Below are 13494 nucleotides of genomic sequence, written 5' to 3'. Positions count from 1 at the left end.
ATCAACGTATCGGTAAGTTTTTATGAAAAATAAATATCTCTTTTTAGTTGTCTATTTTATTGGTGTGTTATTTAGTGTAAGCACTGTATATGCAAATGAAGTTAAGCCTTATACGGTTTCCAACGAAACAATTAATAAGAGCGAACGAGATGATCGCCAATATCAATTAATTACGCTGGCGAATCAGATGAAAGTACTACTAATTTCAGATAGTCATGCTGTTAAATCTTTAGCCTCTTTAGCATTACCTGTCGGTTCTTTACACGATCCTAAGTTGCAACAAGGATTAGCACATTATACTGAGCATATGGTGTTAATGGGCTCTAAGAAATATCCCGAACCATCTAGTTTTTCTGAATATTTAGCGCAACATTCAGGTAGCTATAATGCTAGTACGGCAGCTTATCGTACAGCATTTTATTTTGAAGTTGAAAATAATGCATTTAATGGTGCTTTAGATCGCTTAGCTGATGCGATTGCTGAACCATTACTTAATGAGATCAATGCTGATAAAGAGCGTAATGCAGTTAATGCTGAACTGACGATGGCACGTTCTAATGATGGTTTTAGAATTGGTCAAGTCGATTCCGAAACGATGAACCAAGAGCATCCAGCAGCGATGTTTTCAGGTGGAAATCTTGAAACATTGAGTGATAAACCAAATAGTAAATTACAAACTGGATTAGAGTCATTTTATAATAATAACTATTCAGCCAATATTATGGTCGGTGTTTTATATAGTGATAAATCTTTACCACAATTAGCTGAACTGGCTGTTGATACCTTTGGTAAAATCAAAAATAAATCAGTAGTTGTCGAGCAAACTTCACAAGTTGCATTAACGCCAGATACTTTAGGTAAATGGATCTATATGCAACCAGCTCAACCGAAAAAAATACTCTATCTGCAATTTTCAATAGAGAATAATCTAGCTAAATTTGCAGATAAAAGTGATGAGTATATTAGCTATATGATCAGTAATCGTAGCCAAAATACCTTATTTGATTTATTACAAAAACAGGGACTTATCGAATCGATTAGCGCAAGTAGTGATCCAATTCGCTATGGTAATAGTGGCGTATTTGGTATCTATGTCACATTAACTGATCGCGGTCTGGCAGAAAAAGAACAAGTCATTAATGCTATTTTTAATTATCTGCAGTTACTTGAAAATAATGTTGATTCACGCTATTACGATGAACTTCATAACGTTCTTGCTCTAGATTTTAAATATCCTGATATCACTCGAGATATGTCTTATGTCGAAGATCTATCTGATAAAATGCTATTTTATCCTGCACAGCATATTCTTGATGCTGACAATGTTGCTACTCACTTTGATAAAAAAGCGATTGAAGAACGATTAGCATCATTAAAGCCAAATAAGGCAAGGATTTGGGTAATTGCACCTAATCAACCTGCCGATAAAGTTGCTTATTTTGTCGATGCACCTTATCAGATCGAAAATATTAGCCAACCAGAGCTATTAGCTGCGAAAATAGTTGATAGCCAATTACAACTGCCAAGCTTGAATCGCTATATTCCTACTGAATTTATCATCCCAGAAGCTACGGCTGCGAGTAACAAGAATGGTCAATTTAATTCCCATGGTAACCATTTTCATTTCTTTAGTGACTACTTTGCGGATGAACCTAAGGCGGTTATTGCGCTATCGTTACGTAATGATTGGGCATTAAGCACTGGTAAGAATCAAGTGTTATTCAATTTACTTGATTATTTAGCCAATCGAGAGTTAGCTACATTCCGTTTTCAAACAGCTGTTGCGGGTATTAATGTGAGTACTCAAGCTGATTCTGGTTTAATGATTCAAGCAAGTGGTTTTAATCAGCATCTTACTGATGTCGTCGGCGATGTTATTAATACTTATCGAGAGTTTGACATTAACCAAGAAAAACTCGATTTAGCCAAATCGTGGTATTTAGAGCAGCTGGCAACGGCAGATCATGCTCGTAGTTATCAGTTAGCGTTACAACCTGTTAATGCGTTATCAACAGCACATTATGTGGAACGAGAACAACGAAGAGATGAACTTTCTTCAATAAGTTTGGACGATCTTATTCAATACCGGGATAAATTAATGGTTCATTCTGTACCATATATGTTATCGGTCGGTAATTTGCCATATTCTCAATCTTATGATTTTTATAAAAATGTCAAAGATAATTTAGATGCTACAACCAGCTATACAACTGATAAGCAGATTCAGATCGCGCAAGATCGTGATGTGCTGATTAGCCAAAATGCGAATAGTACCGATAATGCTTTATTAATGGGCTTTGTACCTAAAGGGTACGATAAAACAACGAGCCGAGTAGCAAGCTATTTACTTTATAAAATCATTTCACCTTGGTTTTATGATCAACTAAGAAGCCAAGAACAGTTGGGGTATGCGGTATTTTCATTGCCGGTTAATATTGGCGATAGCTCTGGAATTGGATTTTTAATTCAGAGTAATCAATATGATCCGGCTTATTTAAATGGTCGTTATAAAGCATTTTATCCAACGATTCTTGCTAAACTTAATGCACTTAGCAATAGTGAATTTGAACAGTATCGTAAAGCGGTCATTGATGAAATGCTCATGCCCCCGCAAACGCTAAATGAAGAGTTTGCTTCTTATTTTGTCGATTATTCTAATGATTTATTCAGTTTTGACTCAAGAGAGCAGAAGATTGCAAGACTATCACTTTTGAAAAAAGCAGAATTGATTGAATTTTATCAAAAAGCGGTTATTGATCAAGATGGTTTAGTTTTGGCTTCACAAGTCTTAGGTAATCAGCCGAATAATACTGTTAATTCCGTAACCGGTTTAACACAATATCAAGGTGCACAAGATTTACAAAATAGATTATTAACAGATTAATTGATGACCTTACTTCGTTATAATCTTGCTGTAGAGTATGATTATAGTGTAAAAATAGGGTTCGGATTGAAAAGGCCTTCGCTAGCTGTTACTGAATTATGCATATTGATTAGGAGATTGTTATGACATTATCATTATCTTCGATGATTAAGCTGAATGAATACGTTTCTTTACCTATGTTAGGTTTTGGTACCTATAAAATCGTTGAGCAAGCGGAAATGACTATTGCGGTTGATCAAGCATTAAAGGTTGGATTTCGTTCGTTTGATACGGCTCAATTATATAATAATGAACAAGCATTAGGTACAGCACTAAAAAATAGCGGTTATCAACGTCAGGACTATATGATAACGTCTAAAGTCAATAATACTAATCAAGGATATGATCAGACATTACGCGCTTTTGATCAGGTGCTGACAGATTTACAGATTGATTATATTGATCTATTTTTAGTGCATTGGCCACTCAGTAATAGCTTTTTTGAAACATGGCAGGCTTTAGAATATATTTATGAACAAAAAGCGGCAAAAGCGATAGGGGTATGTAATTTTACTATTTCTCATCTTGAACTCTTAGCGACTAAAGCCAATATTAAACCGATGATCGATCAGATTGAATTGCATCCCTATTTTACCCAAGAGCGTCAGGTGCAATATTTGCGCCAAGATAATATCGCAATTGAAGCATGGTCACCACTTGCGCAAGGTAAAGTCAACGAAGAACAACGATTAATTGATTTAGCTAAAAAATATCATAAAACCGCTAGCCAAATTACTTTGCGTTGGCATATGCAAAAAGGCTATATTGCGATTCCTAAATCGAGTAATCCTGCACGTATTACTGATAATGCCAATATTTTTGACTTTACATTAACTGACGCTGAAATACAAAGTATTGATGAGCTAAACCAAAATTTACGTCTTGGTCCAAATCCTGATCATGTATATAAGAAAAATGGTTTTTAACGGCGCTTTTTAATTGTTCTATTATCAAATTGATAACAGTCAGTGATATTTAATCAATAAAAAACCCCAATAAATGGGGTTTTTACTATTTCTTACTGTAATCGTTAAATGATAATAGTCTATTTTAGTTGTAATTTTATTATAGAATAATATCAGTACCACTAAGTTCTGCTTTTATTTGGTCTGTACTTTTTTCTAGTGCAGGAATCAAACTTTGTTCAACGATATCAATTTGTTCTTGTAGCTTTTTCACACCGTTTGGTACTGAGATATCACTTTTCGCGATACTATCATGCAATTTTGCAACTTCTCGATAAAACTGCTGTGCTTGACGTAATAGATCTGGCGGAGTTGAAAGTGTAGTACTTGAAAACTTCATGTTTTCCCATACTAAAGTATAAAAATCTAATGATTCATTACGCGCACCATAATAATTACCATTTTGAATCTTAGTCATGTAATCTTTTAAGATAGTTACATTATCTTGTAATTCATATTGTAGTGATTTTTGTAAATAGTAACCCTCTTTATAGCTAGTCATATTTTCAAATTGAATCGCTTGTTTATAACCTTGAGATGCCGCTAAATAGACCCCAACAACTGTTGCAATTATAATGAATAGTTGGCTAACCCAAAAACTTGCTTTTTTAATCTCGTTAACTCGTTCTACATCTACTTTGGGATTTGGCATTTGATTTTCTGACATCATTATCGTTCCTTAACATTATTATTTTTATTAAAATAGTGGAAAATATGTGATTGTTATACTAAATCACATCACCAATCATTATAAATTTCTGTTATCATTATACCAATACTTTTTTATATTTATTGAGAAAATTATGTTTGAAAATCTAACCGATCGATTGTCTCAGACTCTGCGTAATATCAGTGGTCGTGGTAGACTGACTGAAGATAATATTAAAGATGCTTTACGCGATGTCCGAATGGCGCTACTTGAAGCGGATGTTGCACTACCTGTTGTGCGTGATTTTATTAGCCAAGTTAAAGAAAAAGCTATCGGCTTGGATGTCAATAAGAGTTTAACGCCAGGCCAAGAGTTCATCAAAATAGTTCAACAAGAACTGACCACTGCAATGGGTGAACAGAATAGTTCGTTAAATTTAGCAACACAGCCTCCTGCTGTCATGTTAATGGCGGGCTTGCAAGGTGCTGGTAAAACGACGAGTGTTGCAAAACTAGCAAAATTTTTAAAAGAAAAACAGAAAAAGAAAGTATTAGTTGTATCTGCTGACGTATATCGTCCTGCGGCGATTAAGCAGTTAGAAACTTTAGCTAATGCAATTAATGTGGAGTTTTTCCCATCCGATATTAATCAAAAACCAATTGATATTGTCAATAAGGCGATTTCTCACGCTAAATTACAATTTTTTGATGTATTGATTGTCGATACCGCTGGACGTTTACATGTTGATGGCGAAATGATGGATGAAATTAAAGCATTACATCAAGCCATTAATCCAATTGAAACACTGTTTGTCGTTGATGCGATGACAGGTCAAGATGCTGCAAATACAGCGAAAGCATTTAATGATGCATTACCTCTCACGGGTGTTATTTTAACGAAAGTTGATGGTGATGCCCGAGGTGGTGCTGCACTCTCTATTCGTCAAATTACCGGAAAACCGATTAAGTTTCTTGGTATGGGAGAAAAAACGGACGCTTTAGAGCCATTTTATCCAGATCGTATTGCCTCACGTATTTTAGGGATGGGGGATGTACTCTCTTTAATTGAAGAGATGGAAAGCAAGGTTGATCGTGAAAAAGCCGAACGGATGGCGAAGAAGATCAAGAAAGGCGATAAATTTGATTTTAATGATTTCCAAGAGCAGCTTAAACAGATGCGTAATATGGGGGGGATGAGTGCTATGCTGGCTAAATTGCCAGGGGCGGGACAACTACCTGATCATATTAAATCGCAAATGGATGATAAAGTAACAGTTAAAATGGAAGCGATTATTAATTCCATGACTTTTAAAGAGCGTTTAAATCCAGAAATTATTAAAGGATCTCGTAAACGTCGCATTGCACAGGGATCCGGAACTCAAGTCCAAGATGTTAACAAATTACTCAAACAGTTTGATGATATGCAGCGCATGATGAAAAAAATGAAAGGCGGCGGCATGATGAAGATGATGCGTAATATGAAAGGCATGATGGGTGGTATGGGCGGTGGCTTTGGTGGATTACCAAAACGCTAAGTCGCTTGTTATGATTAACGTTATATTATTTATTGCACACTAAAATTTAGTGTGCAATTTTTTTAATTCATTTATTTGCTTTTATTCAGTTGTGCAATTTTAGTTCGGATATTGTTTGCACGATCACTTGATGCAGGGTGAGTACTTAATAGTGAGGCTTCACCACCACCTAATTTTTCAAAGGCAGTTGCAATTCCAATTGGATCAATACCTTTTTGTACTAAGAAATCGAACGAATAATTATCTGCGGCAGTCTCTTGTTTTTGTGAAAATTGAGCATTAATCACATTTTCGGCTAAATCCCCTAACTGGGACTGAGTCAGTGCTGCAATTGTTGAGTTAGATGAAGCGGCAATTGCACCTCTTGCGAGTTGTGCACCATAAGCAACTTGAATTGATTTTTTACTATGACCTAAAGCTACATGACCAAGTTCATGTCCAAGAACTCCTTGGATTTCATTATCAGTCATTTTATCCATTAAACCGCTATACACTCGAACGCAGCCATTAGCCATTGCCCATGCATTGACATCATTGGTCAAATAGACTTTATAATTTATTTTAGTTCCATTAATTTCATTACCAAGGCTTTGGGTAATTTTATTTAAACGCACGGTATAAGCATTATTACTTGGTGCAACAGTTGATTGAGCATCCATTTGTTCACATGACTGATCACTTAATGTTTTTACATCTGCATCACTTAACATTGCGATTTGTACTGATTGAGAACCAAGATCAAGTAAGTTAGAGCCATTCGTTTGGCAAGCTGACAAACTTAATGCAAATAGGCTAGCAGCGATAAATTTTAATTTCATTGTTTATATCCTTTGATTTTATCGTTATGAGTGGTAGATTTTTTATGCACTCATTCTAAATAAATTTATTGATTTATTAAATACAATTTTGTTAGCACAATAAGAAATTTATTCTTGCATGATTATAATCTGACTATTAGACTAGCCCGCAATTTCTACTTAATGATAGTTAAAGAGTTTGATTATGCAGCTTTCTGATTTCGCTTTTGAGTTACCCGATGAATTAATTGCACGATACCCAACTAAAGTCCGTAGTGAGTGTCGCTTACTCTCTTTAGATGGTAAAACGGGAAGTTTAACTCAAGGTGTATTTACTGATGTGTTAGATCAGCTGAATGCCGGTGATTTATTAGTATTTAATAATACTCGAGTTATTCCTGCACGTTTATATGGACAAAAAGCGTCAGGAGGAAAAGTCGAAATCTTAGTTGAGCGTATTTTAGACAACAATCGTGTACTTGCTCACGTGAAAGCCTCTAAGTCCCCAAAAGAAGGAACCGTGATTTTACTCGGTGATGAGGGGAATATTGAACTTACTATGTTAGCTCGTCATGATACGCTATTTGAATTACAGTTCCCAACAGATGTACTAACAATTTTAGATAAAATCGGGCATATTCCTCTTCCTCCTTATATCGATAGGGCCGATGAAGAGCAAGATCGCGAAGTCTATCAAACGGTCTATAATAAAGTTCCTGGCGCCGTTGCCGCTCCAACTGCTGGTTTACATTTTGATGAGCCTTTGCTTGCTGCATTAAAGAAAAAAGGTATTGAATTTGCTTTTGTGACTTTACATGTTGGAGCTGGAACATTTCAACCGGTTAGAGTTGATAGTATTGAAGAACATGTGATGCATGCTGAGTATGCACAGGTATCCCAAGATGTTGTTGACGCAGTGCAAGCTTGTAAAGCACGAGGTAACCGAGTAGTTGCCGTCGGAACAACATCTGTTCGCGCTTTAGAGAGTGCGGCACAACAGACTGGGCAAATTGCGCTGTTTTTTGCCGATACGCGTATTTTTATCTATCCAGGATATCAATTTAATGTAATCGATGTCCTAATTACTAATTTTCATTTACCCGAATCAACATTAATTATGTTGGTATCTGCCTTTGCTGGCTATGAACATGTTATGCAAGCTTATCATTTTGCCGTTGAACAGCAGTTTCGCTTTTTTAGTTACGGTGATGCTATGTTTATTACTAAAAAATAGTTGGTTACTCATTGTCGGTTTAGCCTATATTCGATAATGAGTACTTTCTGTTATTGATGATTTAAGCTATTGATTTTTCAAGTTTGAATCTTTGATGATTGTCGCTATTTTGTTGTTGGTATTTGGTAAACTTATTTAGTATATTGCTTGTTATTTAATCGAACTCTTTTTACTTTTTATTTCATCATTGAGCTATGCTATCATAGCCGCCTTAATTTAAGGTGTTTTTTAATATTACACCATATTCTATACATAATATTAGACTAAATAATAATAGCGCCAAACTGTTTATTTGGTTGCGAGGTAACTATGAAATTTAAATTAGATACAACCGATGGCCGCGCTCGTCGTGGTAGAATGACTTTTGATCGACGCGGTGTTGAGTGTCATGTTGAGACACCTGCATTTATGCCTGTTGGTACTTACGGTACTGTAAAAGGGATGACCCCCGAAGAAGTCGCTGCAACAGGGGCGCAAATTCTATTAGGTAATACTTTTCATCTCTGGTTAAGACCTGGTCAAGAGATTATGCGCCAGCATGGCGATTTGCATGATTTTATGCAGTGGCACGGGCCAATTTTAACCGATTCTGGTGGTTTTCAGGTTTTTAGTTTAGGCGACATTCGTAAAATCAAAGAAGAAGGTGTGCATTTTCGTAATCCTATTAATGGCGATGCGATCTTTTTATCACCTGAGATTTCTATGGAGATTCAGTACGATTTAGGTTCCGATATTGTCATGATTTTTGATGAATGTGCACCTTATCCTGCTGAATGGGATTATGTTAAGCGCTCGATGGAGATGTCATTACGTTGGGCCAAACGTAGTCGAGATCGTTTTGATGAACTCGGTAATAAAAATGCACTATTTGGTATTGTGCAAGGTGGTGTCCATCAAGAGTTACGTGATATTTCTGTCAAAGTATTAACCGAAATCGGTTTTGATGGCTATGCTGTTGGTGGTCTTGCCGTTGGTGAGCCTAAAGCTGATATGCATCGTATTTTAGAGGGAACTTGTCCACAATTGCCTGCTGATAAACCGCGTTATTTAATGGGGGTTGGTAAACCAGAAGATTTGGTTGAAGGGGTTAGACGTGGTATTGATATGTTTGACTGTGTGATGCCAACGCGTAATGCTCGTAATGGTCATTTGTTTGTTACTGAAGGCGTTATAAAAATTCGTAATGCTAAGTATAAAGATGATACATCACCACTTGATGCTGAATGTGACTGTTATACTTGTAAAAATTATACTAAAGCGTATTTACATCATTTAGATAAATGCGGTGAAATCTTAGGTGCACGCTTGAATACTATTCATAATTTACGTTACTACCAACGTTTAATGGCCGAGATTCGTCAAGCAATTGCTGATCATCGCTATGAAGATTTTGTGGTGGAATTTTATCAACGTATTGGTAAAACGCCGACTAAACTGAACGATTAGTAATTTTTTATTGGAATTTTTTACTGAGCTATTGACAGTTTAATCATAGCACAGTATTATTCGCATCCTAACGAAGAGAGCTAACTAATTAAATAAAGTCATGTAAATGGTTTATTTAATATGATGTCAGGATGATATTTGTTCTCTCGTTAAATCTATCTAAGTTGGGAACAGATGATAGTGAAAATTTTCGGCGAGTAGCGCAGCTTGGTAGCGCAACTGGTTTGGGACCAGTGGGTCGGAGGTTCGAATCCTCTCTCGCCGACCAAATATAGAAAAACCCTGCTCTTTGAGCGGGGTTTTTTTATGCCAAATAGATCACCAATCGAGACCGCTACTGTTTTTGTTTATCAATAATTGCAAATAGTGATATGCCAAAAGGCAGATTAATATAACGTAAGAGAAATTTTTCACTCGCAAATAATTTAGTTAATATATTATTGACTACTGGACTAGGCATTCCCTCTTGATCATGTCCTTTAATACCAAATAAATTATAAATACCCCGAATAACTGTAATAACAGGGAAAAGAAAAAAGTTGAAATAACTGATTCGCTTAACCTCTAATCCTGACTCTGCAAATACGCGCCGCAATGTGGATTTAGTGTAGCGACGAAAATGCTGATTAACCACATCATGGTGGCTCCATAACATCGGAAAGGCAGGAACCGAAAATAACATTTTCCCACCGGGTTTTAAGTGCTTTTGTAAGGCAACTAGAGCTTGATGATCATTTTCGATATGTTCTAAAACATCAAATAGCACAATCAAATCAAACTGTTTATTGCTTAATGCGGTGGTATCCGGTAAATATCCTTCAAGGATCGATACTTGATTTTTGGTGCGAAGGTATTTCAAGCCATTTGGATTGCCTTCAAGCACAGTAACATTACCGAAAGATTGTAACATTGATATATTACCACCAGTACCGGCACCAACTTCTAAAATTTCTGCATTAGGTGGGATATTCATTGATGTTAGTGTGCTATGTAATATCGCGCGGCGACCGACGGCCCACCAATGTTGCTCCTCATTTTCTGCTAATACATCGTAAACATTATCTTGCATAAGTGATATGTCTCAACTATTTTATTAACTTAATTTTTATATGCTAAACAGTTTAACTCAATTTACTGGTTAAAATAAACTCGATATTGGTATGTAGACGTAAATTATTTCTTTTATTATCAAATAATGATAATCCGTTTATATAAAATATTATTTAAAATTAAGTGATTAAGTTATTTTTTAAGTTTTACTAAAAAAAGCTTCTATTTTATTGGGGAATTGTAGCGAGAATTATACAAAGCAGTGAATAATATGTGACCATTATCATATTTTATAATAAAAAACAGGCAATATTTCCTTTTTAAATTATAGTTGTTTTTGAGCGAAAGTTAATTTTAGTTTGTTAGGAGAACATAATGGAATTTTATTTAGATACTGCTGATGTTAATGCTGTAAAACGTTTATTACCAATTTTACCGATTAAAGGGGTAACAACGAATCCAAGCATTATTGCTAAAGAGAAAAAACCGCTTTTTGAGGTATTAGCACAGTTACAAGATATTATTGGCCCCGATGGACAACTATTTGCACAGGTAATCGCCAATAATACTAAGGACATGGTTAATGAAGCTATAAAATTAACTAAACACTTTCCATCCTTAGTTGTAAAAGTGCCTGTCACATCAGAGGGACTAACTACGATAAAAATATTAACTGAACAAGGCATTCCAACTTTAGGTACAGCTGTGTATGGTGCCGTACAGGGATTGTTATCGGCCTTAGCGGGAGCTAAATACGTTGCGCCATATGTTAATCGTATTGATGCGCAAAGTGGTAGTGGAATTGATGTGGTTAATGAATTGCAAACATTATTAACATTACATGCCCCATCATCAATAGTGCTGGCTGCTAGCTTTAGAACACCAAGACAAGTATTAGATTGTTTACTGGCGGGATGCGGTTCGGTCACTGTTCCAGTTGATATTGCTGAACTGTTTATTGCAGATCCTGCTGTTGATGCTGCTATAAATAAATTTGAATGCGATTGGCGGCAGGCATTTGGTTCATTGATGATGTAGTTAACATCGGCCCTTTATTGTTTTGTGTTATTAAATAGTATTGCATTATTTTTATGGTGCAATACTTTTTTATTATGATCATTTAACCCTATTTCGACAATAACCATTATAAAGTTGATACAGATCTCATTTTTATTTTATTGGTACAAAAATCCATGAGATCGTATAAATATCCATTGTTCACCGTTCATACATTGCCTTTAATATAACGTACTAAAAATAAACATAAATAGGAGCAATGTATGAGTAAAAAAGTAGGTTCGAAATGGACACTCGTTGCCAAGGTTCTAACACTTTCGGCATTATGTCTGTCCACATATGCGATTGCAGCACCCACTACAACAGCATCACCGGCAGTACCTAAATATATTTTCTATTTTATTGGCGATGGAATGAGTTTTCCTCAAGCAACTTCTTTAGGTGTTTATCGCGGTACGATTGATAATAGTTTTGTCGGTACCCTCGCACAGCCCACTCCCGATAATCCACCAAAAGCGAGTATGCCTGTTTTTGCCTCTTTCCCTGTATTAGGCGCAGCAACAACTTATGACGCTTCAAAATTTATTACTGATTCTGCCGCCGCTGCAACGGCATTAGCAACGGGTTATAAAGCTCTTGATGGTGGCGTCGGTGTTGATGCATTTAATCGACCACATCCTTCAATTGCGACATTACTTAAAGAGAAAAACAATTATAAAGTCGGTATTATCAGTAGTGTTTCGATTGACCATGCAACCCCAGCAGGCTTTTATGCGCATCAGACTAGTCGAAATAAGTACTATGATATTGGTCTTGATCTGAGTAATAGTAACTTTGATTATTTTGGTGGTGGTGGTTTTAAAAAACCGACAGGCTATGATGGAACACAGAAAAATTTAGTTGATATCGCTAAACAAGCTGGTTATACCTATGTAAATTCTAAAGTTGATTTTGATGCTTTAAAACCGAAAGAGGGACAAAAAGTGTTAGCGATCAATGCAATACTTGATACCCCAAGTGATGCGGCTTTGGATTATTCGATTGATCGTAATAGTCAGGATTTGACATTGGCAGATTATACCAAAAAGGGGGTCGAATTATTGATGAATGATACTGGTTTTTTCATGATGATTGAAGGTGGAAAAATTGACTGGGCAGCCCATGCAAACGATGCTGCAACCTTAATTCATGATGTAGCTTCATTAGAAGATGCTGTCAATGTTGCATTGGATTTTTATGCCGCTCATCCGGATGAAACGTTAATTATTGTAACGGGAGATCATGAAACGGGTGGATTTGGTATCGGTTTTGGTGCAACAGGCTATGATACCTATTTTAATGTTTTAGCTAGTCAAAAAATTTCAGGGCAAAAATATTCTCGTGATTATATTACTAAATATCGTAATGAGCAGATTGGTTTTGAGCAAGTATTACAAGATATTGAATCTTTATTTGGTTTATATCAAGCAACTTCACCTCAGGCTAAAGATAATCCGAGAGCTGTTCTTTCTGAACGAGATATTGTCATATTGCATCAAGGTTATTTAGAAAGTTTAATTCCTTACGATAAACGCCCATATCGTAAAACTGATGGCTATCGTATCGAATATTCTTATTATGATCAGGAGCCACTACAGATTGCGGTAACCCATATTTTAAATGGCAAAGCGGGACTGGGTTGGACAACTACAGCTCATACTGGATTACCTGCGGCGGTTTATGCTAAAGGTGTTGGGCAAGAGTCATTCTCTGGTATTTATGAAAATACTGAAATTCCACGGAAGATGATGTCACTAACTTTAGTGGATTAATCTTAATCGTTATTTAAGTTTATTAATCCCATTGGTGAATCGATGGGATTAATAAAAACGAGTAATAT

Annotated in this window: 10 protein-coding genes and 1 tRNA gene; 8 read left to right on the top strand and 3 right to left on the bottom strand. The window is 35.9% G+C overall.

The features are described from left to right. Positions 1-22 precede the first annotated feature (22 nt). Positions 23-2884, top strand: a complete 2862-nt coding sequence (gene ptrA / locus RHO11_07100) for a pitrilysin (GenBank protein ID WVD60276.1) — start codon at positions 23-25, stop codon at positions 2882-2884. Between the two features lie 122 nt (positions 2885-3006). Continuing rightward, entirely contained in the window at positions 3007-3849 is an 843-nt protein-coding gene (locus RHO11_07095) for an aldo/keto reductase (protein ID WVD60275.1), read from the top strand. Between the two features lie 139 nt (positions 3850-3988). Here RHO11_07095 and RHO11_07090 read toward each other — a convergent pair whose 3' ends face one another. Next, positions 3989-4558 carry a hypothetical protein gene (locus RHO11_07090; GenBank protein WVD60274.1) on the bottom strand — a complete coding sequence of 190 codons (570 nt, stop codon included), beginning with the start codon at positions 4556-4558 and terminating at the stop codon, positions 3989-3991. A gap of 133 nt (positions 4559-4691) precedes the next feature. Here RHO11_07090 and ffh point away from each other — a divergent pair, with 133 nt between their 5' ends. After that, positions 4692-6071: a signal recognition particle protein gene (gene ffh, locus RHO11_07085; protein WVD60273.1), complete on the top strand. Its 1380-nt coding sequence runs from the start codon at positions 4692-4694 to the stop codon at positions 6069-6071. Positions 6072-6142: 71 nt separating this feature from the next. Here the strand turns inward: ffh and RHO11_07080 are convergent, their stop codons facing one another. Then, a complete protein-coding gene (locus tag RHO11_07080; GenBank protein ID WVD60272.1) occupies positions 6143-6889 on the bottom strand; it encodes a M48 family metallopeptidase in 747 nt (248 codons plus the stop codon). Positions 6890-7073: 184 nt separating this feature from the next. On the opposite strand from RHO11_07080, the gene queA reads away from it, so the two are divergent. The 3 genes from queA (at position 7074) to RHO11_07065 (ending at position 9816) form a co-directional block, all read left to right on the top strand. After that, a complete protein-coding gene (gene queA, locus RHO11_07075) occupies positions 7074-8102 on the top strand; it encodes a tRNA preQ1(34) S-adenosylmethionine ribosyltransferase-isomerase QueA (GenBank protein WVD60271.1) in 1029 nt (342 codons plus the stop codon). 309 nt (positions 8103-8411) lie between these two features. Beyond that, entirely contained in the window at positions 8412-9548 is a 1137-nt protein-coding gene (gene tgt, locus RHO11_07070; protein ID WVD60270.1) for a tRNA guanosine(34) transglycosylase Tgt, read from the top strand. Positions 9549-9739: 191 nt separating this feature from the next. Beyond that, positions 9740-9816 (top strand) — tRNA-Pro (locus RHO11_07065). 66 nt (positions 9817-9882) lie between these two features. Here the strand turns inward: RHO11_07065 and RHO11_07060 are convergent. Then, positions 9883-10617 (bottom strand): class I SAM-dependent methyltransferase, encoded by a 735-nt coding sequence (locus RHO11_07060; protein WVD60269.1) that lies wholly within the window; start codon positions 10615-10617, stop codon positions 9883-9885. A 356-nt stretch (positions 10618-10973) separates the two neighbouring features. On the opposite strand from RHO11_07060, the gene fsa reads away from it, so the two are divergent. Both fsa and RHO11_07050 read left to right on the top strand, forming a co-directional pair. Then, positions 10974-11636, top strand: a complete 663-nt coding sequence (gene fsa / locus RHO11_07055; GenBank protein WVD60268.1) for a fructose-6-phosphate aldolase — start codon at positions 10974-10976, stop codon at positions 11634-11636. A 242-nt stretch (positions 11637-11878) separates the two neighbouring features. After that, positions 11879-13426 carry an alkaline phosphatase gene (locus tag RHO11_07050; protein ID WVD60267.1) on the top strand — a complete coding sequence of 516 codons (1548 nt, stop codon included), beginning with the start codon at positions 11879-11881 and terminating at the stop codon, positions 13424-13426. Positions 13427-13494: the final 68 nt, after the last annotated feature.

It is taken from the genome of Orbaceae bacterium BiB, from assembly GCA_036251205.1.
Lineage (GTDB): Bacteria > Pseudomonadota > Gammaproteobacteria > Enterobacterales > Orbaceae > Orbus > Orbus mooreae.
This window is presented reverse-complemented; position numbering and strand designations above follow the sequence as displayed.

What these genes read in the sequence shown, in the direction of transcription:
- ptrA (WVD60276.1), top strand. Translation starts at nt 23, where the DNA reads ATGAAAAATAAATATCTCTTTTTAGTTGTCTATTTTATTGGTGTGTTA.
- RHO11_07095 (WVD60275.1), top strand. Translation starts at nt 3,007, where the DNA reads ATGACATTATCATTATCTTCGATGATTAAGCTGAATGAATACGTTTCT.
- RHO11_07090 (WVD60274.1), bottom strand. Translation starts at nt 4,558, where the DNA reads ATGATGTCAGAAAATCAAATGCCAAATCCCAAAGTAGATGTAGAACGA.
- ffh (WVD60273.1), top strand. Translation starts at nt 4,692, where the DNA reads ATGTTTGAAAATCTAACCGATCGATTGTCTCAGACTCTGCGTAATATC.
- RHO11_07080 (WVD60272.1), bottom strand. Translation starts at nt 6,889, where the DNA reads ATGAAATTAAAATTTATCGCTGCTAGCCTATTTGCATTAAGTTTGTCA.
- queA (WVD60271.1), top strand. Translation starts at nt 7,074, where the DNA reads ATGCAGCTTTCTGATTTCGCTTTTGAGTTACCCGATGAATTAATTGCA.
- tgt (WVD60270.1), top strand. Translation starts at nt 8,412, where the DNA reads ATGAAATTTAAATTAGATACAACCGATGGCCGCGCTCGTCGTGGTAGA.
- RHO11_07060 (WVD60269.1), bottom strand. Translation starts at nt 10,617, where the DNA reads ATGCAAGATAATGTTTACGATGTATTAGCAGAAAATGAGGAGCAACAT.
- fsa (WVD60268.1), top strand. Translation starts at nt 10,974, where the DNA reads ATGGAATTTTATTTAGATACTGCTGATGTTAATGCTGTAAAACGTTTA.
- RHO11_07050 (WVD60267.1), top strand. Translation starts at nt 11,879, where the DNA reads ATGAGTAAAAAAGTAGGTTCGAAATGGACACTCGTTGCCAAGGTTCTA.